This is a genomic window from Streptomyces sp. NPDC107550 (genome assembly GCF_055639095.1).
On record NZ_JBVKBC010000027.1, the window covers coordinates 34,585 to 58,059 of the forward strand.

The window sequence follows — 23,475 nt, forward strand, 5'->3', positions numbered from 1 at the left end:
AGGGGGCGGGGTTTTGGTGTGCGGGGTTTGAGGGTGCGGGGTGTTGGGGGTTTGCGCAGTTCCCCGCGCCCCTGGGTAGGTGGGTGGCTCGGCCCGTGGAGATCTTCGACTTGCGTCGTGGTTGCTCGCGCAGTTCCTCGCGCCCCTGGCGGGGCGTTTAGCGGCGTAGGGAGAGGCGGGCGGGGAGGGTGGTGGCTGTGAGGCCCAGGGTGAGGGTGGTGGCCGCGAAGGCCGCGTAGACGAGCGGGGGGATGTGGGGGTTCTCGCCGGTCAGGCCGTTCGTCATGGGGAAGAGCGTGGCCAGGGCGATGAGCGTGCCGAGGGCGAGGCCCGCGCCCGCGACCAGCAGGGCCTCCCAGTGGATCATCCGCAGGACCTGGCGGCGGGTGGAGCCGATCAGGCGCAGTGTGCCGAGTTCGCGGCGGCGGTCGAGGACGGTCATGACCAGGGTGTTGGCGGCGGCGACGGCCGCGAAGCCGCCGAGGACCGCGGCCATGGTGGTGTTGGCCCAGGCGTTGAGTTCGCGGTCGAGGGAGCGCGCGCCGGTGTAGTCGGCGGGGGTCAGCACGGTGCCGTGGGCGGCCAGGGCCTTGGCGGAGCCGCCCTTCGTCCACAGTTCGGTGTCGTAGGGGCTGGTGAGGTGGCCGTCGAGGGCGGCGCGGGGCAGCGTGATCTGGGAGAGGCCGAGGCCGCGGGCGTAGACCGCCGTGACCTTGAGCGAGGCGTGCGTGCCGTCGGGCAGGCGCAGGGCGAGGCGGTCGCCGACCGAGACATGGGCCGAGCGCGCGAGGTTCGCGTCGAGGGCGAGGGAGCGCGGGTCGGAGAGGTCGAGGCGGCCGGCGGTGACCTTCAGGTCCTGCACGGCGGCGAGCTGCTTGGCACTGCCCGTGATCGCCTGCGTGGTGGCGGAGGCCAGATAGGCGTCGGCGCCGGAGCCGGACGGCACGAGGAGCGCGGTGTGCAGCAGGCCGACGGCCGAGGTCACGCCGTCGGTGGTGGCGGCGCGGGCGGCGGTGCCGGGCGCGAGGCCGGTGTCGGAGACGACGATGTGGTCGGCGGTGACGCCCGCCTTCTGCTGGCCGGCGGTGGCGTGTTCCTGGCTGGTCTGGAGGAAGACGAGGACGGACGAGAACGCCATGGCGAGGACGATCGGGGTGATCGCGGAGGCCAGACGGCGCGCGTTCGTACGGGAGTTCGCCGCGGCCAGTGACGCGGACGCGCCGGCGCCGCGCAGCGGCAGGCCGAACAGGGCGGCGCAGCCCCGGGCGACGAGCGGGCCGAGCAGGGCGACGGCCAGCATGAACAGCATGACGACGCCGAGTGCCGCGTTGGCGGAGTCCTCGCCGCTGAGGCTCGCGGCGAGCCCGGCGAAGGCGCAGCCGCCGACCGCGGCGGCGATGCCGAGCGGGGTGCGGACGCGGCCGGGGCGCAGCCGTTCGACGGACGCCTCGGCGAGCGCCTGACCGGGCTTGATCCGGGCGGGCCTGCGCGCGGCGAACCAGCCGGCGAGCAGCGCGGTGACGACGGTGGTGGCGACGGCGACGAGCAGCGGCAGGGGTGAGAGGGTCAGTTCGACGCCGGGCGGGAGGGCGCCCTTGTCCTGGAGCTGTCCGAACCACCAGCGCGCGAGCGCGACGCCGGGCAGGCAGCCGAGGGCGCCGGCGAGCGGGGCGACGAGCAGGGCCTCGGTGGCGATGGCGCGGCGGACCTGGCGCGGGGTGGTGCCGAGGGCGCGCAGCAGGGCGTACTCGCGGGCGCGCTGGCCGACGGAGAGGGCGACCGTGCCGGCGGCGGTGAACATGGCGACGAGCGTGGCGGTGCCGCCGAACGAGCCGCCGAGCCCGATCAGGGTCTCCTCGGCCGAGGCGAGTGCCCGGTGTTCGGCGGCGCCCCGGTCGACGCCGGTGTGCACGCGCACGGAGCGGGCGTCCTTGAGGGCGTGCGCGACCTGGGACTTGAGGGCGGCGGCGGTGACACCCGGCTTCGCGAGGACGGCGATGGCGTCGACGCGGGCGCCGTAGCCACTGGTGCGCAGGGCGTCAGAGTCCGCGAGCCAGACGCCGGCCGGGCCGTGGGCGGGGCGGGCGGTGCCGGAGACGCGGTAGGCGCGGTCGCCCTCGGGGGTGGTGAGGGTGACCCGGTCGCCGACGCGGGCGCCGGAGGCGACGACGATCTCGCCGGGGCGCGGGGCGCTGCCGGAGGTGAGGCGGTCGCCGGTGACGGCGGTGGAGCCCCAGTTGTGGGCGTCGAGGGCGGCGCCCGCGCGCTGGACGGGGAAGGTCAGGTCGGCGACGGCCTTACGGGCGCCGGGCGCGGCGGCCGCCTCGGCGACGAGGTCGGCGGGCAGGCGGGCCTTGTCCGGGAGGGGGGCGCCGTTGTCGGTGCGTTCGTCGCCGGAGCCGGTGATGAACGGCGAGCGCTGGTCGGCGTCGACGACGACGGGCGCGGCGGCGTAGCGCTCGGGCGGGATCGAGGCCCGTAGGCCCGTCTCCAGGAGGATGCCGCAGGCGGAGACGATGAACGCGGCCATCAGCAGGGCGACGAAGGTGCCGGCGAACGCGGAGGGGCGGAAGCGGACGGCGGCGCGGGCGAGCCCGTTGGGGCGGAGCAGGGACATCAGGCCGCGGCCCCCATCGGCGTACGGGCGGTCAGGGCGGTGAGGCGGGCCGCGATGCGGGAGGCGTCGGCGCCCGCGAGGTGGTCGACGAGGGTGCCGTCGGCGAGGAAGAGGACGCGGTCGGCGTGGGCGGCGGCGGCCGGGTCGTGGGTGACCATGACGACGGTGGCGCCGAGGCGGTCCACGGCCGAGCGGAGCAGGTGCAGGATCTCGGCGGCGGTCGTGGTGTCGAGGGCGCCGGTCGGCTCGTCGGCGAAGATCACGTCGGGGCGGGTGACGAGGGCGCGGGCGATGGCGACGCGCTGCTGCTGGCCGCCGGAGAGTTCGCCGGGCCTGCGCCTGCCCTTGTCGCCGAGGCCGACCTGCGCGAGTACTTCGGCGGCGCGGCGGTGGTCGGGGCGTTCGCCCGCGAGGCGCATCGGGAGCAGGACGTTCTGCTCGACGGTGAGCGAGGGCAGCAGGTTGAACGCCTGGAAGACGAAGCCGAGGCGGCTGCGGCGCAGTTCGGTGAGCCGGTTCTCGCTCATGCCGTTCAGGGTGGTGCCGCCGAGGCTGGCGGTGCCCGCGGTGGGCCGGTCGAGTCCGGCGGCGCACTGGAGGAACGTCGACTTGCCGGACCCGGAGGGGCCCATCACGGCGGTGAACGTGCCGCGGGGCAGGGTGAGGTCGATGCCGCGCAGCGCGTGCACCGCGCCGGTCCCGCGCCCGTACTGGCGGCGCACACCGCGCAGTTCGACGGCCCACTCCCCCGCGCCGGTCGGCGTCGGCGTGCCGCTGTGCGGTGCCTCCGGCTGGTCGTGCCGCTTCTTGCGCAGGCTCATGCTCGCCCCTCGTACGGATGTCGTCGTGCGGATGGTTCGAACGTACGGATCCGGGGGGTGCGCGGACCATGAGGGCGCCTGGCGGATACGGGGTGGGGAGAACCCCCCGACGGACGATCGGGCCGGCCCCCACAGGTCGTTTGGTAAGCTAAGTATTGACGCTTTCTTGACGAAGCCTTGACCAAAGTCTCTTGTCAGTCTCCGGCCGGCCGGCGCGCCGGCCGCGCAAGACCAAGGAGGAACGGGCCCATCGGACACGCAGACACCTTGATCGCCATGGGTGGCGCCTTTCTCGCCGCCGCCGTTCTCGCCCGCCTCGGCGGCCGGATCGGACTGCCCACCATTCCGCTGTTCATCCTGGCCGGGATACTCCTCGGCCCCCACACACCCGGCGTCGTGCTCATCGCCGACCCGCACGACCTGGAGATGCTCTCCGCGCTCGGCCTGGTCCTGCTGCTGTTCTATCTCGGCCTGGAGTTCCACCTCGACGACCTCAAAGCGGGCGGCCGCAAGATGGCCGTCGCCGGCGGGACGTACCTCGCGCTGAACGTCGGCGCCGGCCTCGGCTTCGGATTCGCCCTCGGCTGGGGCACCTCCGAGGCTCTGGTCCTCGCCGGGGTGCTCGGCATCTCGTCGTCCGCCATCGTGACGAAGGTCCTCGTGGACACCGGGCGGCTCGGCAACCCCGAGACCAAGCCCATCCTCGGCATCATCGTGGTCGAGGACATCTTCCTCGCGCTCTACCTCGCGGCGTTGCAGCCGATCCTGTCCGGCGCGGACTCGCTCTCGGCGGCGGTCGTCGACGGCGGGAAGGCGTTCGGCTTCCTGGTGCTGCTGGCGCTCGCGGCGCGGTACGGCACGCGGATCGTGGGGCGGCTGTTCCACACCAAGGACGACGAACTCCTCGTCATCTCCTTCCTCGGCGTGGCCGTGTTCGTCGCCGGGGTCTCGGAGTGGTTCGGGGTCGCGGACGCGATCGGGGCGTTCATGGTGGGCCTGATGCTCGGCTCCACGACCTCCGGGGATCGCATCCGTACGCTGGTGCATCCGCTGCGGGACGCCTTCGGCGCGATCTTCTTCTTCGCGTTCGGGCTGTCCATCGATCCCGGGGATCTGGCGAGTGTGGTGTGGCCCGTGCTGGCGGCTGTCGCCGTGACGCTGGTGATGAATGTGCTGGCGGGGGTGGGGGCGGCGCGGGTGTACGGGTTCGGGAGCGGGCCCGCGGCCAATATCGCTACGACGTTGCTGGCGCGGGGGGAGTTCGCGTTGATCCTTGCGACCATGGCGGCGGGGGCCGGGTTGGATGCGCGGCTCTCTCCGTTCATCGCGGGGTATGTGTTGGTGTTGGCCGTGCTGGGGCCGTTGGCGGCGGGGCGGGCGGTTTGGCTGGCCCGGATTCTTCCCGGGGACGCCCCGGAACCGGCGTCCACGCCCGCTCCCCAGAAAACCGGGGTCTGACTCCCCGAGCCCCTGGGTTGTCGTTCACCTGCGGCCCGGTGGGTGGCTGATCGCGCAGTTCCCCGCGCCCCCGGAGGGGCGGACCTGGTGCGTGGTCACCTGCGGGCCGGTGGGGGCTGATCGCGCAGATCCCCGCGCCCCTTCGGGGCACGACCGTGCGTTGTTTTCTGCGGGTGCGTGGGGCTTCTCGCGCAGTTCCCCGCGCCCCTGAAGCATGCACTTCGTGCAGCTTCCCCTCAGGGGGAAGCGGGGCTTCGCCCCAGCTCCCCGGCGGGGGCGGGCGACGAAGTCGCCCCTCCCGCTTCCCCCAGGGGGGAGGTGGCGACGCAGTCGCCCCTCCAGGGGCGCGGGGAACTGCGCGGCCAGCCACGACGAGAGTCGAGGAAACCCACCGGCCGGAGCCACCCACCCACCCCTCACCGCAGAACCGACGGAGTCAGGCGTCTCGGCAGATCAAGAGGAGCGCCCTGTCGTCGTTGACGTCCTTGGCGACCGCCTCGATGAGATGCCACGCGGCACCCCGGAACCCGCCCTGCACATACCGGTCGGCCTCCCCGGTCAACCGGTCCATCCCCTCGGAGATGTCCCGCTCGGACGTCTCCACCAGCCCGTCCGTGAACAGCATGAGCACGTCCCCGGGCCGCAACGTCCCCTTCGTCGCGTCGAACTCCGCCCCGTCGTACACCCCGAGCAGCGGCCCCTCCGCCGCCTTCTCCTCCCAGCGCCCGGTGCCCGCGCTGAGCTGGAGCCCCGGCGGATGCCCGGCCGAGTACAGCTCGTAGTCCCCGGACTCCAGGTCCAGGACGAGATGGATGGACGTGGCGAACCCCTCGTCCCAGTCCTGGCGCAGCAGATACCCGTTGGCCGCGGGCAGGAACGCGTGCGGCGGCAGCGACCCGAGCAGCCCGCTGAACGCCCCCGCGAGCAGCAGCGCCCGGGACGCCGCGTCCATGCCCTTGCCGGAGACGTCGGTGAGGACGACCTCCAGCGTGCGCCCGTTGTTCGTGCGGGCCGCGACGACGAAGTCACCGGAGAAGGACTGCCCGCCCGCGGGCCGCAGCGCCATCTCCCGGTGCCAGCCCCGCGGCAGTTGCGGCAGCCGCGACTGCGTACGGATGCGCTCGCGCAGGTCGAACAGCATCGTGCCGCCCCGCCGCCACGGCACCCCGACCCGGCTGCGGAACTGCGCGATGAGCAGCCCCACGAACCCGCACGCGGCGACCGTGAGCACCGTGCCCGGCGTGACCCCGGCCGCCCGCTGGGAGTACGGCCCGAGGTGCACGGACTCCACGATCAGGGCGGCGGCGGCAGCGGCGTACAGGCCGAGCAGGCTCGCCGGGCGCAGCAGCAGGCCGCCCGCGACGATGGGCAGCACCAGCGCGGACGGCGAGCACCACACGGGGTTGAGGACGGTGCCGGTGGCGATCAGCGGAACGGTCAGCAGTAGCCCGGCGAGGACGATCCAGTCGGAACCGTCGCCCCGGAAGTAGTCGACCCCGGATTTGCGCACGGCTGTGCGGGCCCGGTGCATCCGCATCTTCATCCGGGCCGGAAACGTCTCGGCCTCCGCGCGCTGTCCGCGCCGGCGCCTGTCTCCTCGTACAGCCATTGTCGTGGACCTTATCCAGCGGGCGGGGGGCAGCGCACGGGAGGTCCCACTTGTCCCCCTTTCCGGGACCGCCGCCGCGCCCGCTCCCGTCAGCGGAAATCCCCTCGCGCGGCGGGAACGCGCCTTGATAGGGATGCCGTATGACGACGGAGCTGCGCGTACTGCGCGAGGACGAGTGGGACCGCTGGTACGCACGGCTCGAGCTGGCCTTCGGCGGGATCGCCGAGGATCCGCGGGAGCGGGCGCTGTGGCGGGACCTCACGGAGTTCGACCGCTCGTACGGGGTGTGGGACGGCGAGGAGTGCGTGGGCACGTCGGGCTCGTTCGCGTTCGATCTCGCGCTGCCGGGCGGTACGTACGCGCCGGCCGCCGGAGTCACGATGGTGACGGTCGCCGCCACCCACCGCAGACGCGGCATCCTGACCCGGATGAAGCGCCGCATGCTCGACGACCTGCGCGAACGCGGTGAGCCGCTGTCCGTCCTGACCGCGTCGGACCCCGCGATCTACGGACGCTTCGGGTACGGGACCGCCTCCCGGCAGGTGTCGGTGGCGATCGAGTCGGCCCGCGTGGGCATCGAGGCGCCGCCCGGCACCGACGGCGTACGGCTGCGGCTCGTGGACGTGGCGGAGGCGGCCGAGCGGTGCGAGGCGGTGTACCGGGAGACCGTCGGTACGCGGCCCGGCATGGTGGCCCGCAAGCCCGGCTGGGAGCGGCTGCCGCTGCTCGACCCGGAGGCGGAGCGGTCGGGGGCCTCGCCCTTGCAGTGCGTGGTCGCGGAGCGGGACGGGGTGACGGTCGGGTTCGCGCGCTACCGCATCCGGCCGGCGTCGGAGCACGCCGTGGCCAGGAGCGTGGTCGTGGCCCGCGAGGTGACCTCCACGGACCCGGCCGCGTACGCCGCGCTGTGGCGGTACCTGTGCTCCATCGACCTGACGGAGACGGTCACCCTGCGGAACCTGCCCGTGGACGACCCGCTGTTCTCGCTGGTCACCGACATACGGCGGTGCGCGGTCCGGGTACGGGACACGCTGCATCTGCGGCCGGTGGACGTGGGCGCGGCGCTGGAGGCGCGGCGGTATCTGGCGCCGGTGGACGTGGTGTTCGAGGTCGAGGACGCGTTCTGCCCGTGGAACGAGGGGCGCTGGCGGCTGTCCGGCGACAGCAAGGGCGCGAGCTGTTCGCGGACCACCGACGCGGCCGATCTGGCGCTCTCGGTACGGGAGTTGGGCGCCGCGTACCTCGGCGACGTGTCGCTGCTCGGGCTGGCCGGCGCCGGGCGGGTGCGCGAGCTTCGGGCGGGGGCGCTGGCACCGGCGTCGGTGGCGTTCGGGTCCGCGGTGACGCCCTGGCTGCCGCACGGGTTCTAGCGGGGGGCGCGTTCAGCGAGGGCCGGGTTCAGTGGGCGGCCGGGCTCAATGGGTGGCCGGGGGCTGGCAGGTGGGGCACCAGAAGAGGTTGCGGGCGGCCAGTTCCGCCGTACGGACCGGGGTGCCGCACAGCAGGCAGGGCTGCGGCGCGCGGCGGTAGACGTAGACCTCGCCGCCGTGGTCGTCGACGCGGGGCGGGCGGTTCATCGCCTCGGGGGTGTGCTCGGGGCGGACCGTGTCGATGCGGTTGGCGCGTACGCCGTCGTGCATGAGGTCCACGAGGTCGGCCCACAGGGCGTCGAAGACGGCGCGGGTGAGCTGCCGGCCCGGGGTGTACGGGTCGATGCCGTGCCGGAAGAGGACCTCGGCGCGGTAGACGTTGCCGACGCCCGAGATGACCTTCTGGTCCATCAGCAGCGCGGCGATCGAGGTGCGGCTGCGGGAGACGCGCTCCCAGGCGCGGGTGGGGTCCTCGCCGGGGCGCAGCGGGTCCGGGCCGAGCCGCTCGTGTATCGCCTGCTTCTCGGCGTCCGTGATCAGGGCGCAGGCGGTCGGGCCGCGCAGGTCCGCGTAGTGCGTGGGCGCCAGCAGGCGGAGGCGGACGGTGTCCGTGGGGGGCGGGGCGGGGGTCTCGCCGAGGGTGTACTTGCCGAACAGGCCCAGGTGTACGTGGACCCAGGTCGCTTCCCCGAAGCCCAGGAAGAGGTGTTTGCCGTGGGCTTCCGTGCGGGTGAGTTCTTGGCCGGTGAGGAGGGCCGCGGCGTCGGAGAACTTGCCTTGGGGGCTGGTGACCTGGGGTTTCGTACCCCGGAAGAGGGTGGCGTGGTCCTGGGCCAGGCGGTGGATCGTGTGGCCCTCTGGCACGGGGGTTCCTCTCGGGGGCGGTCTTCTTGTGCGGGCCTGCTGTTCTCGACGTCGCGGGGCTCCGCCCCGGGCCCCGCTCCTCAAACGCCGGAGGGGCTTGATTTGGGCGTTCTCAGGGCCCCGGGCCCTGGGGGTACCGTCTCGGGCCCCGCTCCTCAAGCGCCGGAGGGGCTTGATTTGGGCCGATCGAGCCCCTGCGGCGATTGAGCAGGGTGTCAGGCGTGCTGGGGGTGGTGGGGCGGGATGGGGGGGAGGGTGCCTGTTTCCTCGTAGGCCGTCAGCATCTCGATGCGGCGCGTGTGGCGCTCCTCGCCGGAGTACGGCGTCGCCAGGAAGATCTCGACGAACTTCGTCGCCTCTTCCCGCGTGTGCATCCGGCCCCCGATGGAGATCACGTTCGCGTTGTTGTGCTCACGCCCGAGCGCGGCGGTCTGCTCGCTCCAGGCGAGGGCCGCACGGACGCCCTTGACCTTGTTCGCGGCGATCTGCTCGCCGTTGCCGGAGCCGCCGATGACGATGCCGAGGGCGTCCGGGTCCGCCGCCGTCTTCTCCGCGGCGCGGAGGCAGAAGGGGGGGTAGTCGTCCTGGGCGTCGTAGATGTGGGGCCCGCAGTCGACGGGCTCGTGGCCGTGGGCCTTGAGCCATTCGACCAGGTGGTTCTTGAGTTCGTAGCCGGCATGATCCGAGCCGAGGTACACGCGCATGGGTCCGAGTGTGGCACGAGGGCGACCGGGTAGCAGCGTCCGGGTACGGCGTCGGGGGGCGCGTGAGGACGACAACGATCCGGACTCAACCCTTCCGCAAAGGCCGCGAACGTGCTTTCAATGCGAACGCACGTTTACATCACACGTAAGGACCCGTGCATGACCACGCAGTCATCTCCCCCCACGGAATCCGTCCCGGGCACCCCTCCGGCCGGCGGTCACGGCGAAAGCGACGGTCTCCAGGCAGGGCTGAAGAACCGGCACCTGTCCATGATCGCCATCGGCGGCGTGATCGGCGCCGGCCTGTTCGTGGGGTCCGGTTCCGGCATCGCGGCGGCGGGGCCCGCGATCCTCGTCTCGTACGCGCTGGTCGGCGCGATGGTCGTCTTCGTGATGCGGATGCTCGGCGAGATGGCCGCGGCCCGGCCCTCGTCGGGCTCGTTCTCCGCCTACGCCGACCAGGCGCTCGGCCGCTGGGCGGGGTTCTCCATCGGCTGGCTCTACTGGTTCTTCTGGGTCGTCGTGCTGGCCGTCGAGGCGACCGCGGGCGCGAAGATCCTCAACGGCTGGATACCGGCCGTGCCGCAGTGGGGCTGGGCGCTGATCGTGATGCTCGTGCTGACGGCCGTGAACCTGGCGGCGGTCGGCTCCTACGGCGAGTTCGAGTTCTGGTTCGCCGGGATCAAGGTCGTCGCCATCGGCGTGTTCGTGATCGTCGGCCTGCTCGCCGTGTTCGGGGCGCTGCCCGGCTCGGACAACCCGGGCAACGGCTTCGGGCATCTGACGGACTCGGGCGGGTTCTTCCCCGAGGGGCCGGGCGCGATCCTGACCGGTGTGCTGATGGTCGTCTTCTCGTTCATGGGCTCCGAGATCGTCACGCTCGCCGCCGGTGAGTCGGAGGACCCGCAGAAGGCCGTCACCAAGGCCACCAACTCGGTGATCTGGCGCATCGGCATCTTCTACCTGGGCTCGATCTTCGTCGTCCTGACCCTGCTGCCCTGGAACGACAAGTCGATCGTCGAGGACGGCTCGTACGTCGCCGCCCTGAACTCCATCGGCATCCCGCACGCCGGCCAGGTCATGGACGTCATCGTGCTCACGGCCGTCCTGTCCTGCCTCAACTCGGGCCTGTACACGGCCTCCCGCATGGCGTTCTCGCTGGGGCAGCGCGGGGACGCGCCGAAGGCGTTCGCCCGGACCACCGCGCGGGGTGTGCCGCGCACCGCGATCCTCGGCTCGGTTGTCTTCGGCTTCCTCGCCGTGTGGTTCAACTACCAGTGGCCCGACACCGTCTTCAACTTCCTCCTGAACTCCTCGGGCGCGGTCGCCCTGTTCGTCTGGCTCGTCATCTGCTTCACGCAGTTGAAGATGCGCGGCATGATCCTGCGCGAGCAGCCCGAGAAGCTCGTCGTGAAGATGTGGCTGTTCCCGTATCTGACGTGGGCGACGATCGCCATGATCTCGTTCGTCCTCGTCTACATGCTGACCGACGACGCCGGGCGCGAGCAGGTGGTCCTGTCCCTGCTTGTCGCCGCGTTCGTCGTGGCCTTCTCCCTCGTACGGGAACGGGTGCGGCCCCGCCAGGAGCCCGCGGCCGAGCCCGCGGCGGCCGGGAAGGACTGATCCCCCGGTACGAGCGCTCCCGTACGACGGCGAAGGCCGCCCCCGCTGCTCAAGCGGGGGCGGCCTTCGTCCGTACGGGGGGGGGTGATCTAGCGGTCCGCGAGCTTCCAGGCTGCGGGCAGGACGCCCATCGCCAGGACCATCTTGAGGACGTCGCCGATCAGGAACGGCGTCAGGCCCGCCGCGACCGCCGCCGTCAGGCTGATGTGCGCCGACAGGGCGAGGTAGGGCACGCCGATCGCGTAGACGATGGCCTCGCCGACGAGGAACGCGCGGGCCGTGCGCCACACCGAGCGGTCGTCGCCCCGGCGGGCCAGCGCGCCGACCGCCGCGGAGGCGAGCATCAGTCCGATCACGTAGCCGAAGGACGGCATCGTCCAGCCCGAGCCGCCCTCGGCGAACCAGGGCATGCCGGCCATGCCCGCGAGGGCGTACACGGCGAGGGCGAGCAGGCCGCGGCGGGCGCCGAGCGCGGTGCCGACGAGCAGCGCGGCGAAGGTCTGGCCGGTGACCGGGACCGGCGAACCGGGGACCGGCACGGCGATCTGCGCGGCGATGCCGGTGAGGGCGGCGCCGCCGAGGACCAGGGCGATGTCCTTGGTGCGGGAGGCGGGCAGGAGGTCGGCCAGGACCTTGCCCGGGCGGGCGCTGACGGCGGCGGTGCTCATGGGGACTCCGCGATCTCTGAGAACGGGCAGGGTGGGACATCGTGACGCTATCCCAGCGGGGGCACGCCGCTCACGGTCTCCGCCCGACAAAGGGGCGCGGCCCGGCTTGGTGGGCTCCACACAAAGAAGGGGTCTTACACACGGTTCGGCGTGATGCTCGTCACGGGCGGCGCGCGAGCTTACAGGCGGTTTTGCGGTGGGGGTCGGCCGACGGGGAGACTGTAGGTTCCCACCAAGCTCCTGTCTGTCCCAGATCGGCTCTCCATGCACGACGCCCCCACGCCCCCAGCGGCCCCTTCCCCCTCCACCGCCCCGGCGGCCGAGCCGCTCGCCGGGGGCCTCAAGCAGCGCCATCTGACGATGCTCGGGCTCGGCGGGGTGATCGGCGCCGGTCTCTTCGTCGGTTCGGGCGCGGGCATCGCCGTGGCCGGCCCGGGGATCGTGGTGTCGTATCTGATCGCCGGGGCGCTCGCCATGTGCGTGATGCGGATGCTCGGCGAGATGTCGGCGGCGATGCCGGCGTCCGGCGCGTTCTCCGTGCACGCGGAGCGGGCGCTCGGGCGGTGGGCCGGGTTCAGCGTGGGCTGGCTGTACTGGTTCCTGCTGGTCGTCGTCCTCGCGGTGGAGGCGACGGGCGCGGCGCAGATCGCGAACGGCTGGGTGCCGTCGGTGCCGCAGTGGGCGTGGGTGCTGCTGTTCATGCTGGTGTTCACCGGGGCGAACCTGGCGGCGGTGAAGAACTTCGGCGAGTTCGAGTTCTGGTTCGCCACGCTGAAGGTCTTCGCCATCGTCGCGTTCCTGGTGCTGGGCGTGCTGGCGATCTTCGGGCTGCTGCCGGACACGGACCCGGTGGGGCTGACCCATCTGACCGGCGACGGCGGCTTCCTGCCGCACGGCTGGCAGGGCGTGGTCTCCGGGGTGCTCGCGGTGGTGTTCGCGTTCGGCGGCCTGGAGGTCGTGACGATCGCCGCCGCCGAGTCCGACGACCCGGTGCGCTCGGTGGCGCGGGCGGTGCGCAGCGCGGTCTTCCGCATCCTGTTCTTCTACGTCGGTTCGATGCTGGTCATCGTGACCGTGCTGCCGTGGACGGCGCAGAAGGCGGGCATCAGTCCGTACGTCACGGTCCTGGACGCGATCGGGGTGCCGTCGGCGGGCCAGATCATGAACATCGTGGTGTTCGTGGCGCTCCTCTCGGCGCTTAACGCCAACCTCTACGGCGCGTCGCGGATGGTGTTCTCGCTGGCCGAGCGGGGTGAGGCGCCGCGCTCGCTGCTGACGGTGTCGGGGGGCGGGGTGCCGCGCCGGGCGGTGCTGGCGTCGGTGGCGTTCGGGTTCGTGTCGGTGCTGCTGAACCTCGAGTGGCCGGACTCGGTGTTCCTGTACATGCTCAACTCGGTCGGCGCGGTGCTGCTGTTCGTGTGGGCGCTGATCGCGGTGTCGCAACTGCGGCTGCGGCGCCGGATCGAGGCGGAGGCGCCGGAGCGGCTCGTGCTGCGGATGTGGGCGTTCCCGTGGCTGACGTGGGCGGCGCTCGCGGCGATGGCGGCGGTGTTCGTGCTGATGCTGACCGACGACTCGGCGCGCCCGCAGTTGCTGTGGTCGACGGGGGCGACGGCGGCGGTGCTGGCGGTCGCGGGTGTGCGGGAGTTGCGCGCGCGGCGTGCGTGAGCGTTCACGCAATGTCGACATGATCGTTGCCGGGTGTGAGCGTCGTGTCCGTATAGCGGAAACGTATTCCCTGTGAGCGGGGTGCCGCCTCAGACTGTGGGCCGTTTTAGCCATAGCTTCACGCGGCGCGAACGGCACCCCGTCAGCCACCCCCTCAGCCACCCCGTCTCAGCTACCGAACAGGGCTATCCATGTCTCGGACGTCAGCGCAGTCATCCGCGGAGAGCACTCCCGCGCGTCCGGCCGGCGAGGCGCCGGCCGAGCCGCCGCTCTCGGGCGGCCTGAAGCAGCGTCACCTGTCCATGATCGCCCTCGGTGGCGTGATCGGGGCGGGCCTCTTCGTCGGCTCCGGCACGGCCATCGCGGCGGCCGGCCCCTCGATCGTCCTCGCCTACGCGATATCCGGCGCCCTCGTCATGCTCGTGATGCGCATGCTGGGTGAGATGGCGGCGGCGTACCCGGCGTCGGGCTCGTTCTCCGTGCACGCGGAGCGGGGCATCGGGCCGTGGGCCGGGTTCACGGCCGGCTGGTCGTTCTGGTTCCTGCTCTGCGTGGCCGTGGGCCTGGAGGGCATCGGCGCGGCGGGCATCGTGCACGGCTGGGTGCCCGGGGTGCCGGAGTGGGCCTGGGTCGCCCTGTTCATGCTGCTGTTCACCGGCACGAACCTGGCCGCGGTGAAGAACTTCGGCGAGTTCGAGTTCTGGTTCGCCACGCTGAAGGTCGGCGCGATCGTCCTCTTCCTGATCATCTGCGTGCTGGCGATCCTCGGCGTGCTGCCCGACGTGGACGCGCCCGGCATGTCGAACCTGACCGGTCACGGGGGCTTCATGCCCAACGGCACGGAGGGCCTGATCGTCGGCCTGCTCGCGTCGGTCTTCGCGTACGGCGGTCTGGAGACCGTCACCATCGCCGCCGCCGAGTCGGAGCACCCGATCCAGGGCGTGGCCAAGGCGGTCCGCACGGCCATGTGGCGCATCGCCCTGTTCTACGTGGGCTCGATGGCGGTCGTCGTCGTGCTGCTGCCGTGGACGGCGAAGGAGATCCCGGCCAAGGGCCCCTACGTCGCCACCCTCGACCACCTGGGCATCCCGGGCGCCGGCCAGATCATGAACGTGGTCGTCCTGATCGCGCTGCTGTCCGCGATGAACGCCAACATCTACGGCGCCTCCCGCATGGCCGGCTCCCTGGTCGCCCGGGGCATGGGCCCGAAGGTCGTCGGCAGGATCTCGGGCGGGGTGCCGCGCGTGGCGGTGCTGCTGTCGGCGGTGTTCGGCTTCGTGTGCGTGCTGCTGAGCTACTGGCGGCCGGACGACGTGTTCGCGTGGCTGCTGAACACGATCGGCGCGATCATCCTCGTCGTCTGGTTCTTCATCGCCTTCTCCCAGTTGGTACTGCGCCGCAAGCTGGAGCGCGAGGCGCCGGAGAAGCTCGTCGTGAAGATGTGGGCGTACCCCTACCTCACGGTCCTCGCGCTGCTCGGCATGGTCGCCGTCTTCGTCCTGATGGCCCGGGAGCACGACACGCGCGTCCAGTTGCTCTACACGGGCGGCCTGACCGTCGTCCTCGCGGTCATCGGCTTCACGCGGCAGAAGCTGGCCGAGCGCAAGGCCGCCGGACCGGCCGCCTGACGCCCGCTCCCGTCCCCCGAAGGACCCCCGCCCGGTGCGAACCGGCGCGGGGGTCCTTCGCGTTGCGCCCGAACCTCTTGCTGCTAGCCTGCACTTGCGAATAAGTTGCAATAAGCAGTCGGAGGGCACGGACGGACATGGCGATCTACACACTCCCGGAACTTCCGTACGACTACGCGGCGCTGGAACCGGTGATCAACCCGCAGATCATCGAGCTGCACCACGACAAGCACCACGCGGCCTACGTGAAGGGCGCGAACGACACGCTCGAACAGCTCGCGGAGGCCCGCGACAAGGAGCAGTGGGGCTCGATCAACGGCCTGGAGAAGAACCTGGCCTTCCACCTCTCCGGCCACATCCTGCACAGCATCTACTGGCACAACATGAACAGCCCGAAGGACGGCGGCGGCGGTGAGCCGAGCGCGGCGGACGGGGTCGGCGACCTCGCGGACGCGATCACCGAGTCCTTCGGCTCGTTCGCCGGTTTCAAGGCCCAGCTCACGAAGGCGGCGGCGACCACGCAGGGCTCCGGCTGGGGCGTCCTCGCGTACGAGCCGGTCAGCGGGCGGCTCATCGTCGAACAGATCTACGACCACCAGGGCAACGTAGGCCAGGGCTCGACCCCGATCCTCGTCTTCGACGCCTGGGAGCACGCCTTCTACCTCCAGTACAAGAACCAGAAGGTCGACTTCATCGAGGCGATGTGGGCGGTCGTCAACTGGCAGGACGTGGCGAAGCGGTACGCGGCCGCGAAGGAGCGCGCCTACAACCTGCTGCTGGCTCCCTGAGCGCGCTGAAGCGTCCCGCCTCGTGATCGTCTTCTCAACCTTCACGCCGGCGGGCGGATGAAAGACGGACCCCCGTGAGGACGTGACTCACGGGGGTCTGTCCGTTCTGCGGCACAGCGCGGCACGATGTCCGGATGACAGCGGAGTTCCTGAACCTGCACTGCGACACCTGCGGCGGCGGCCCCCGCAGGTTCCGCCGGCTCAAGCCGCACGAGAAGGCCCATCTGGCGGGCACCGGCATGAGCGAGGCCGACCTCCACGCCCTCTGGCGCTGCGACGCCGAAGGGTGCCTGACCTACCGGCAGCACGGGCAGCCCTGGCAGGGGCAGCGCTTCCCTGCGAGCATCGACGACTGACGGGGGCCGGGGCTCAGTCGAAGATCGGCCCCTGCGTGCGGGTGCGCTTGATCTCGTAGAAGCCGGGGACCGACGCCACCAGCAGCGTGCCGTCCCACAGCTTCGCCGCCTCCTCGCCCTTGGGCGCGGGCGTGACGACCGGGCCGAAGAACGCGATCTGCTCGCCGTCCGCGCCGGGCACCGCGATGACGGGCGTGCCGACGTCCTGGCCGACCTTGTCGATGCCCTCCTTGTGGGAGGCGCGCAGTTCGGCCTCGTACGGCGTGTCGTCCCAGTGGTCCATCAGGGACGCGGGCAGGCCCACCTCGTCCAGGGCGGCGGCGACGGCCTCCTTGGTCGGGCCCTGGCCCTGGTTGTGGATGCGGGTGCCGAGCGCGGTGTACAGGCCGCCGAGGACCTCGGGGCCGTGCTCCTGCTGCGCGGCGATGACGACGCGGACCGGGCCCCACGCCTGCGTGGCGAGCATCTCCCGGTACTCCTCCGGCAGCTCGTCGAGGCGGTTCTCGTTGAGCACGGCGAGGCTCATCAGGTGCCAGCGGACCTCGACGTCGCGGACCTTCTCCACTTCGAGCATCCAGCGCGACGTCATCCAGGCCCACGGGCACAGGGGGTCGAACCAGAAGTCGACGGGGGTCTTCTCGGTCATGGCTCTCCTCGGAAGTCACCGGGTGCTTGCGCCTGCGGCAACGCGGCCCGGGTCCCGGGCATTCCCGGATGTCCCGGTGGGGGGCCGCGTGCGAGGATCGTAGGCGTTCGAACAAGTCCCACAAGGACGCGTCCCACGTCACGAAGGAGTGCCGCCCGTGCCCGGTGAGAATCTGTCCCGAGACGAGGCCCGCGAGCGGGCGGGTCTGCTGTCCGTCGACGGGTACGAGATCGAGCTCGACCTGCGCTCCGCCGTGGGCGACGCCCCCACCGCCGGGCCGCGCACGTTCCGCTCGGTGACCACGATCCGCTTCCGGGCCGCCGAGCCGGGCGCGAGCACGTTCGCCGACCTGATCGCGCCGTCCGTCACGGCCGTCACGCTGAACGGCACGGCCCTCGACCCGGCCGAGGTCTTCGACGGCAGCCGCGTCCACCTCACGGGTCTCGCCGAACAGAACGTGCTGGTGGTCGACGCCCAGTGCGCCTACTCCCGCACCGGCGAGGGCATGCACCGCTTCGTCGACCCGGAGGACGGCGAGGTCTATCTCTACACGCAGTACGAACCGGCCGACGCGCGCCGCGTGTTCGCCAACTTCGAGCAGCCCGACCTGAAGGCGCCCTACCGGTTCGCGGTGCGCGCCCCCGAGGGCTGGACGGTGTGGTCCAACGGCGCGGGCGAACTCGCCGACGGCGTCTGGACGTTCGCCGAGACCGAGCCGATCTCCACGTACATCACGGCCGTCGTCGCCGGCCCCTACCACTACGTCACCGACACCTACGAGCGCGCGCTGCCGGACGGCTCCACGCTCGTCGTGCCGCTCGGCGCGATGTGCCGCAAGGGGCTCGCGCCCTACTTCGACGCCGACGACGTGTTCACGGTGACCAAGCAGGGCCTGGACTTCTTCCACGACCACTTCGACTACCCGTACCCGTTCGGCAAGTACGACCAGGCGTTCGTGCCCGAGTACAACCTCGGCGCGATGGAGAACCCGGGGATGGTCACCTTCCGCGAGGAGTTCATCTTCCGCGGCAAGGTCACGCAGGCGTCCTACGAGCGGCGCGCCAACGTCATCCTGCACGAGATGGCCCACATGTGGTTCGGCGACCTCGTCACCATGCGCTGGTGGGACGACCTGTGGCTGAAGGAGTCCTTCGCGGACTTCATGGGCTCCTTCTCGATGGTCGAGGCGACCCGCTTCACCGACGGCTGGATCACCTTCGCCAACAACCGCAAGTCCTGGGCGTACCGCGCCGACCAGCTGCCGAGCACGCACCCGGTCACCGCCGACATCCGGGACCTGGAGGACGCGAAGCTCAACTTCGACGGCATCACCTACGCCAAGGGCGCCTCGGTGCTCAAGCAGCTCGTGGCGTACGTGGGCCGCGACGCGTTCCTCGAAGGCGCCCGCCGCTACTTCAAGCGGCACGCGTACGGCAACACCACGCTCGGCGACCTGCTCTCCGTCCTGGAGGAGACCAGCGGGCGCGACATGGCGTCCTGGTCGCGCTCCTGGCTCCAGACGGCCGGCGTCAACTCGCTGACCCCGCAGGTCACGTTGAGCGGCGAGGGGCGCGTCACCGAGCTGGCCGTGCTCCAGGAGGCCCCCGCCTCGCACCCCGAACTGCGCCCGCACCGCGTCGCCGTGGGCCTGTACCGGCGTACGCCCGAGGGCACCCTTGAGCGGTACGCGCGCGCCGAGGCCGACGTGGACGGCCCGCGCACCGTCGTCACCGAGCTGGCCGGGGCCGAGGCGCCCGAGCTGGTACTCGTCAACGACGACGACCTGACGTACTGCAAGATCCGCTTCGACGCGACCTCGCTGGCGACGCTGCGCGAGCGGCTCGGCGACCTCACCGACCCGCTGGCCCGCGCGCTGTGCTGGTCGGCGCTGTGGAACCTGACGCGGGACGCGCTGATGCCGGCCCGTGACTTCGTGGACCTCGTGCTGCGCTTCGCCGGGCGCGAGTCGGACATCGGCGTGCTCCAGATGCTGCACGCGTGGGCGCGGTCCGCGCTGGTGCACTACGCGGCGCCGGGGTGGCGCGAGACGGGCGGGCGGCTGCTCGCCGAGGGCGCCCTGCGCGAGCTGCGGATCGCGGAGCCGGGCAGCCAGCACCAGCTCACCTGGGCGCGGTTCTTCGCGTCGGTGGCGTCCGACGCGGCCGATCTGCAACTGCTGCGGGGCCTGCTCGACGGCACCGGCAAGATCGACGGCCTGGACGTCGACCAGGAGCTGCGCTGGGCGTTCCTGGAGACGCTCGCCACGTACGGGGCGGCCGACGAGGCGGCGCTCGCGGCGGAACTGGCCCGCGACGACACGGCGTCCGGCAAGCGGCACCAGGTGCGGTGCCTGGCGGCGCGGCCCAGCGAGGCCGTCAAGGCGCAGGCGTGGGCGCAGGTCGTGGAGTCCGACGCCCTGAGCAACGCGCTGGTGGAGGCGACCATCTCCGGCTTCCAGCAGCCCTCGCAGCGCGCGCTGACGGCTCCGTACGCGGACAAGTACTTCGCCGCGATCGAGCGGGTGTGGCAGGAGCGGTCCATCCAGATCGGCATGGACGTGGTGCGCGGGCTGTTCCCCGGGCTCCAGGACTCCCAGGAGACGCTGGACGCGACGGACGCGTGGCTCGACGGGCACAAGGACGCGGCCCCGGCGCTGCGACGGCTCGTGCTCGAAGCGCGGGACGACCTGGCGCGCGGACTGCGCGGCCAGGCGTGCGACGAGGCGGCGGCCGGCTAGGTCCCTGTGACTGCCTTGCCCCTGGGGCCCGCTCCCCCGCCGTCGTGCGGGAGGGCGGGCCCCGGCCGTGGTGGGACGAACCGGCCCCGGCGTACGTGGTGCGGGCTGTTACCCGATCCGGGCATGCCGGGCCGTAACCCCCGGGCCGCCTGCGCTTTTCGGCATGCGGTGGGGAGGACTTTAGGGCGGGCTTGTCCGGGTTCGTCGACGGGACTGTAACAGCGGTTAGCGGGGGTGTTCCGGGCGGGAATGGCCGGGACATGAACCACGAGATCCCCGCCCCGCTCTCCCCCCGCCCCCTGCGTCACCTCGTCGACACCCTGCCCCGCGTGCTGAGCGCCGCCCAGTTGAAGGCGCACGGGGTCGGCGCCGCCGCCGTCCAGGAGCAGTGCCGCCCCGGCGGGTCCTGGCGTCAACTGCTGCCCGGCGTCTACCTGTTGCACCCCGGCCCGCCCACCGCCGAGGAGCGGCTGCACGCGGCGCTGCTGTACGCGGGACGCCCGGGCCGGCGGCCCGCACCGGCGCGTGCGGTACCGGCCCAGCCCGGGACGGAGCGGCCCGGGACGGAGCGGCCCGGGACGGACCGGCCGCAGGTCCCGGCGCGGGCGGCGCGCGGCGGGGCGCCCTGGGCCGAGGCGATGCTGACGGGGCCCGCCGCGCTGGCGCTGCACGGCTTCGCGGGCCCGTCCGGTCCCGCGTCCGGCGCGGAGGTGGACGTCCTCGTGGCCCGCACCCGGCGCCTGCGCTCGACGGGCTTCGCCCGCCTCGTGCGCGCCTCGGCGCTGCCCGCGCCGGTCGAGGTGGACGGGCTGCCGGTCGCGCCGGTGGCCCGCGCGGTCGCGGACACGGTCGCGCGGCTCACGGACGCGGGCGCGGTCCGGCGGCTGCTGACGGAGGCGGTGCGCGGCGGGCACTGCGAACCGGCGGTGCTCGTACGGGAGTTGACACAGGCGCGGCTGCTGTCGCGGCCGTACGTGGTGGACGCGGTGGACTCGCTGCTCGCGGAGGGCCGCGCCCTCGCCGAGGACCGGCTGTACACGATGGTGCGCGCCTACGGTCTGCCTGATCCGCTGTGGAACGTGGACCTGCGGCTGCCGGGCGGCCCGCATCTGGGCGGCCTGGACGCGTTCTGGCCGGACCAGGCGGTGGCGGTGGAGCTGGACACGCGGGTCCCGCGCCAGGACGAGGACGCGCTGTGGGGCGAGTACGTGCGCAAGCGCGAGCTGCTGGAGCGGCTCGGGATCACGGTCGTGCACATCACGCCGAGGAAGCTGCGCGAGTCCGTCGAGCAGCAGGCGGCGGTGGTGCGTACGGCCCTGATGGCGGCCGGGGACCGCGACCCGGCCGCGTACGTCGTGGTGCTGCCGAGGTAGGGATCGGGCCGTGGCCTCGCAGCGGAGTGGTCGCGCGGGGCGGGCAGATTGAGCGGGCGGATCCAGCGGGCGGGGTGAGCGGTGATCAGCCCTTTCGCAGGACGAGTTCGGTGTTGCGGTCGGCGGGGGTGCCGCTGAGGGTGGTGCGGGCGCCGGGGGCGTTGAAGGCCAGTTCGCGGTAGAGGGCGGCGAGTCCTGTGGGGGTGCGGGCGGCGAGGTCGGTGCGGTGCGGGGCGGCGGACTCGATGAGCGTGGTGAACAGCGAGAGCGTGCCGTCGTGGTTGTCGGCGATCTCGATGACCCGGGCGAGCTGCGGGAAGTCGACGTGGGAGGCGGTGGAGACCTCCCAGAAGCCGCCGCTGCCGCGCTCGCCCGCGTGGGCGGTGACGGCGTTCTTGTGGCTGTGCCCGTTGACCCAGGCGAGGACCGGGCGGTGGCGGCCGAGGAGCGCGGCGAGTTCGGCGCCGCCGTGCCGGCGCTCGCCCCGGCGGCCGGGGTCGGGGCGCAGGTTGTTCATGGTGGCGCTGGTGTGGTGGGAGAAGACGACGACGTGGTCCTTGTCGCGGGCGGCCTTCTTCAGCCGGGCCGTCAGCCAGTCGAGCTGGGCGGTGCCGACCGAGCCCTCGTAGTGGCCGCCGGGGTCGGTGGTGTCCAGGGAGATCCCGACGACGTCGTCGCTGACGCGGAAGGCGTAGTACTGGGTGCCGGCGTCGAGGTTGGCGCGGGTGTAGCCGTGTCCGACCGGGCCCGCGCCGGTGTACTTCGGGTCGAGGTGCGCGGCGAGGTACTGGGCCGGGGTGAAGGGCGCGCGGGCCGGGTCGGGGGTGACGGTGCGCATGTGGCGGGCCTGCGAGCGCAGCAGGTCCTTGAAGGCGCGGCCCGTGGGGTCGCCGCCGCGTTTGACGTTGTCCCAGACGGCCTTGGCCTGCGCGGCGGGCAGCTCCATGAGCTTGCGCCCGCCGACGGCGAACTCGGCGAAGAACGGGTCGTGCGGGGCGTAGCAGCCACCGGGCAGGGCGTCGTGGTTGCCGACGGTCGAGTACCAGGGCAGGCGCAGGCCGGGGCTGCGCAGCGGGGCGATGGCGGCGGCGAGGAAGCCGTTCAGGCGCGGGAAGCCGTGGCGGGCCTTGTCGTTGTCGCGCAGGGCGCTGTCGGGGTGCCAGTACAGGGGCAGCCCGCTGTCCTGGACGCCCTCGTAGTGGCGGGCGTCGCCGGTGTTGGGGGTGAGGCGGCCGCCGCTCATCGTGGTGAGGAACCAGTCGAGTTCGCAGCGGGCGTTGTTGTCGGTGTTGTCGCCGGTCGTCATGACGAAGCCGAGCGGGGCGGCGGTGACGGGCGCGCCGCGCAGCGCGTTGACCCGCTCGACGAGCGAGATCGCCCCGACGACCGACAGGGCCTCCTGCGGGCGCCAGGCGCTGGCGGTCTCGGTGCGCAGGTACTCGTAGCGCAGCGGGTTCTGTACGTCGACCAGGTGCAGGTCGGTGAACTGGACGAACGCGGCGAGCGCGGTACGGCGCCGGTCGCGGCCCGCGCGGGCGGCGGCGAGGTCGGAGCGCACGACGCGCGACCAGCCGGGCGCGTCGCCCAGGCGCCGGTAGCCGGACCCGGCGGGGGCGCCGGCGACGGAGGCGAGGGTGGTGCCCCGGGTGTAGGGGGCGAGCGGGGCGGCGGGCGCGGGCCGGGACACCGTACGGGCGTCGGCGGCGCCGGAGGCGGCGGGCGCGGCGGCGGCGGAGTCGCCGGGGCGCAGGGCGTAGCCGAGGCCGGCGCTGAGGGTGAGGGCGCCGGTGGCGGCGAGGAACGTACGTCGGTCGAGGTCTGCGGCGGCTTTGGTGACAGAGCGTAGGCGCGACATGGCGCGGTCTCCCCGAGTGCGAACGCGTCGGCAGTGCCGGAGGACCGGGACGGCCCTTCCGTACTGGATCGTTGGCAGCGGGGGTGGCCTGTGCGTGAACGGCGCCGCAACGCGTGACGCCCATCGCCGGACGTGGATCACCGGCGGCGGTGTCCCGCCACGCGCCCGTGGGCGCGCGGCGAGACGGCTGTCACTCCATGTTCATCTCGCGGGGAAGGAGGTGCCCGGCGGGCGGCCGGTCGCGCCACAGGGCGAGGCCCACGTCGACGAGTTCGACGCGGGGCAGGGCGTCGACCGCGCCGAGGTCGTGCCAGGCGGCGAGGTCGGTGGAGCCGCCGACCTCGTGGCGCAGGGTGCCGCCGGTGATCTCGCCCTCGTAGACGACGCGTACGCCGTGGAAGTCGGCGACGCTGCCGAGCTTGCGCGGGTAGCGGCGCAGCACGGAGTGGACGCCGAGCAGGGCGCGCGGGGCGCACCGGTAGCCGGTCTCCTCCTCGACCTCGCGCACGACCGTGTCGTAGGGGTCCTCGCCGTGGTCCATGCCCCCGCCGGGCAGGGTCCAGCGCTTGCTGCCGTCGCCCGCGACCCAGCGGGCGAGGAGCACCTGTCCGTCCCGTACGCACACCGCGTACGCCGCCACCCTCAGCTCTTTGTGCATCATCCCCCGACGCTAGAGGCATCGCCGCGCAC

18 protein-coding genes are annotated in these 23,475 nt (G+C 72.6%); 9 read left to right on the forward strand and 9 right to left on the reverse strand.

The window, feature by feature from the left end; translation table 11 throughout:
• Positions 1-157: 157 nt before the first annotated feature.
• Positions 158-2,617, reverse strand: a complete 2,460-nt coding sequence (locus ACZ7LY_RS27255; RefSeq protein WP_471627361.1) for an ABC transporter permease — start codon at positions 2,615-2,617, stop codon at positions 158-160.
• Positions 2,617-3,438 carry an ABC transporter ATP-binding protein gene (locus ACZ7LY_RS27260; protein WP_471627362.1) on the reverse strand — a complete coding sequence of 274 codons (822 nt, stop codon included), beginning with the start codon at positions 3,436-3,438 and terminating at the stop codon, positions 2,617-2,619. The genes ACZ7LY_RS27255 and ACZ7LY_RS27260 overlap by 1 nt, the downstream gene beginning before the upstream one ends.
• Before the next feature lie 276 nt (positions 3,439-3,714).
• On the opposite strand from ACZ7LY_RS27260, the gene ACZ7LY_RS27265 reads away from it, so the two are divergent.
• Positions 3,715-4,896 (forward strand): cation:proton antiporter, encoded by a 1,182-nt coding sequence (locus tag ACZ7LY_RS27265; RefSeq protein ID WP_471627363.1) that lies wholly within the window; start codon positions 3,715-3,717, stop codon positions 4,894-4,896.
• A 436-nt stretch (positions 4,897-5,332) separates the two neighbouring features.
• Here the strand turns inward: ACZ7LY_RS27265 and ACZ7LY_RS27270 are convergent, their stop codons facing one another.
• Positions 5,333-6,505 (reverse strand): SpoIIE family protein phosphatase, encoded by a 1,173-nt coding sequence (locus ACZ7LY_RS27270; protein ID WP_471627364.1) that lies wholly within the window; start codon positions 6,503-6,505, stop codon positions 5,333-5,335.
• A 140-nt stretch (positions 6,506-6,645) separates the two neighbouring features.
• Between ACZ7LY_RS27270 and ACZ7LY_RS27275 the strand changes: the two genes are divergently transcribed.
• Positions 6,646-7,875: a GNAT family N-acetyltransferase gene (locus ACZ7LY_RS27275; protein WP_471627365.1), complete on the forward strand. Its 1,230-nt coding sequence runs from the start codon at positions 6,646-6,648 to the stop codon at positions 7,873-7,875.
• Between the two features lie 45 nt (positions 7,876-7,920).
• On the opposite strand, the gene ACZ7LY_RS27280 is transcribed toward ACZ7LY_RS27275, so the two are convergent.
• Together ACZ7LY_RS27280 and ACZ7LY_RS27285 are read right to left on the reverse strand one after the other, a co-directional pair.
• Complete coding sequence (locus ACZ7LY_RS27280; protein ID WP_471627366.1) at positions 7,921-8,739, reverse strand: Fpg/Nei family DNA glycosylase; 819 nt, start codon at positions 8,737-8,739, stop codon at positions 7,921-7,923.
• 215 nt (positions 8,740-8,954) lie between these two features.
• Positions 8,955-9,443 carry a ribose-5-phosphate isomerase gene (locus tag ACZ7LY_RS27285; protein ID WP_471627367.1) on the reverse strand — a complete coding sequence of 163 codons (489 nt, stop codon included), beginning with the start codon at positions 9,441-9,443 and terminating at the stop codon, positions 8,955-8,957.
• Positions 9,444-9,602: 159 nt separating this feature from the next.
• On the opposite strand from ACZ7LY_RS27285, the gene ACZ7LY_RS27290 reads away from it, so the two are divergent.
• The gene (locus ACZ7LY_RS27290) at positions 9,603-11,066 is read left to right on the forward strand and encodes an amino acid permease (protein WP_471627368.1); all 1,464 of its coding nucleotides are present in this window, start codon (positions 9,603-9,605) and stop codon (positions 11,064-11,066) included.
• Between the two features lie 89 nt (positions 11,067-11,155).
• Here the strand turns inward: ACZ7LY_RS27290 and ACZ7LY_RS27295 are convergent, their stop codons facing one another.
• Positions 11,156-11,734: a biotin transporter BioY gene (locus tag ACZ7LY_RS27295; protein ID WP_471627369.1), complete on the reverse strand. Its 579-nt coding sequence runs from the start codon at positions 11,732-11,734 to the stop codon at positions 11,156-11,158.
• Between the two features lie 264 nt (positions 11,735-11,998).
• Here ACZ7LY_RS27295 and ACZ7LY_RS27300 point away from each other — a divergent pair, with 264 nt between their 5' ends.
• The 4 genes from ACZ7LY_RS27300 (at position 11,999) to ACZ7LY_RS27315 (ending at position 16,174) form a co-directional block, all read left to right on the forward strand.
• A complete protein-coding gene (locus ACZ7LY_RS27300) occupies positions 11,999-13,402 on the forward strand; it encodes an amino acid permease (RefSeq protein WP_471627370.1) in 1,404 nt (467 codons plus the stop codon).
• Positions 13,403-13,593: 191 nt separating this feature from the next.
• Positions 13,594-15,030, forward strand: coding sequence for an amino acid permease (locus ACZ7LY_RS27305; RefSeq protein WP_471627371.1), 1,437 nt, complete (start codon positions 13,594-13,596; stop codon positions 15,028-15,030).
• Positions 15,031-15,167: 137 nt separating this feature from the next.
• Complete coding sequence (locus ACZ7LY_RS27310) at positions 15,168-15,818, forward strand: superoxide dismutase (protein WP_471627372.1); 651 nt, start codon at positions 15,168-15,170, stop codon at positions 15,816-15,818.
• A gap of 134 nt (positions 15,819-15,952) precedes the next feature.
• Positions 15,953-16,174: a hypothetical protein gene (locus ACZ7LY_RS27315; protein ID WP_471627373.1), complete on the forward strand. Its 222-nt coding sequence runs from the start codon at positions 15,953-15,955 to the stop codon at positions 16,172-16,174.
• Between the two features lie 13 nt (positions 16,175-16,187).
• Here ACZ7LY_RS27315 and ACZ7LY_RS27320 read toward each other — a convergent pair whose 3' ends face one another.
• Positions 16,188-16,820, reverse strand: a complete 633-nt coding sequence (locus ACZ7LY_RS27320; protein ID WP_471627374.1) for a mycothiol-dependent nitroreductase Rv2466c family protein — start codon at positions 16,818-16,820, stop codon at positions 16,188-16,190.
• A gap of 157 nt (positions 16,821-16,977) precedes the next feature.
• Between ACZ7LY_RS27320 and pepN the strand changes: the two genes are divergently transcribed.
• Together pepN and ACZ7LY_RS27330 are read left to right on the forward strand one after the other, a co-directional pair.
• Positions 16,978-19,557, forward strand: coding sequence for an aminopeptidase N (gene pepN, locus ACZ7LY_RS27325; RefSeq protein ID WP_471627375.1), 2,580 nt, complete (start codon positions 16,978-16,980; stop codon positions 19,555-19,557).
• 260 nt (positions 19,558-19,817) lie between these two features.
• Positions 19,818-20,930: a hypothetical protein gene (locus ACZ7LY_RS27330; RefSeq protein ID WP_471627376.1), complete on the forward strand. Its 1,113-nt coding sequence runs from the start codon at positions 19,818-19,820 to the stop codon at positions 20,928-20,930.
• An 85-nt stretch (positions 20,931-21,015) separates the two neighbouring features.
• Here the strand turns inward: ACZ7LY_RS27330 and ACZ7LY_RS27335 are convergent, their stop codons facing one another.
• The gene (locus ACZ7LY_RS27335) at positions 21,016-22,785 is read right to left on the reverse strand and encodes a TIGR03767 family metallophosphoesterase (protein WP_471627377.1); all 1,770 of its coding nucleotides are present in this window, start codon (positions 22,783-22,785) and stop codon (positions 21,016-21,018) included.
• 190 nt (positions 22,786-22,975) lie between these two features.
• On the reverse strand, positions 22,976-23,443 hold the full coding sequence (locus tag ACZ7LY_RS27340; RefSeq protein ID WP_471627410.1) for an NUDIX hydrolase: 468 nt from the start codon (positions 23,441-23,443) through the stop codon (positions 22,976-22,978).
• Positions 23,444-23,475 lie beyond the last annotated feature (32 nt).

Bases quoted from the DNA above. Each gene is read 5' to 3' on its own strand.
- ACZ7LY_RS27310 (WP_471627372.1), top strand. From the start codon at position 15,168: ATGGCGATCTACACACTCCCGGAACTTCCGTACGACTACGCGGCGCTG.
- ACZ7LY_RS27330 (WP_471627376.1), top strand. From the start codon at position 19,818: ATGAACCACGAGATCCCCGCCCCGCTCTCCCCCCGCCCCCTGCGTCAC.
- ACZ7LY_RS27260 (WP_471627362.1), bottom strand. From the start codon at position 3,438: ATGAGCCTGCGCAAGAAGCGGCACGACCAGCCGGAGGCACCGCACAGC.
- ACZ7LY_RS27305 (WP_471627371.1), top strand. From the start codon at position 13,594: ATGTCTCGGACGTCAGCGCAGTCATCCGCGGAGAGCACTCCCGCGCGT.
- ACZ7LY_RS27270 (WP_471627364.1), bottom strand. From the start codon at position 6,505: ATGGCTGTACGAGGAGACAGGCGCCGGCGCGGACAGCGCGCGGAGGCC.
- ACZ7LY_RS27285 (WP_471627367.1), bottom strand. From the start codon at position 9,443: ATGCGCGTGTACCTCGGCTCGGATCATGCCGGCTACGAACTCAAGAAC.
- ACZ7LY_RS27320 (WP_471627374.1), bottom strand. From the start codon at position 16,820: ATGACCGAGAAGACCCCCGTCGACTTCTGGTTCGACCCCCTGTGCCCG.
- ACZ7LY_RS27255 (WP_471627361.1), bottom strand. From the start codon at position 2,617: ATGTCCCTGCTCCGCCCCAACGGGCTCGCCCGCGCCGCCGTCCGCTTC.
- ACZ7LY_RS27290 (WP_471627368.1), top strand. From the start codon at position 9,603: ATGACCACGCAGTCATCTCCCCCCACGGAATCCGTCCCGGGCACCCCT.
- ACZ7LY_RS27300 (WP_471627370.1), top strand. From the start codon at position 11,999: ATGCACGACGCCCCCACGCCCCCAGCGGCCCCTTCCCCCTCCACCGCC.
- ACZ7LY_RS27295 (WP_471627369.1), bottom strand. From the start codon at position 11,734: ATGAGCACCGCCGCCGTCAGCGCCCGCCCGGGCAAGGTCCTGGCCGAC.
- ACZ7LY_RS27265 (WP_471627363.1), top strand. From the start codon at position 3,715: ATGGGTGGCGCCTTTCTCGCCGCCGCCGTTCTCGCCCGCCTCGGCGGC.
- ACZ7LY_RS27335 (WP_471627377.1), bottom strand. From the start codon at position 22,785: ATGTCGCGCCTACGCTCTGTCACCAAAGCCGCCGCAGACCTCGACCGA.
- ACZ7LY_RS27275 (WP_471627365.1), top strand. From the start codon at position 6,646: ATGACGACGGAGCTGCGCGTACTGCGCGAGGACGAGTGGGACCGCTGG.
- ACZ7LY_RS27340 (WP_471627410.1), bottom strand. From the start codon at position 23,443: ATGCACAAAGAGCTGAGGGTGGCGGCGTACGCGGTGTGCGTACGGGAC.
- ACZ7LY_RS27315 (WP_471627373.1), top strand. From the start codon at position 15,953: ATGACAGCGGAGTTCCTGAACCTGCACTGCGACACCTGCGGCGGCGGC.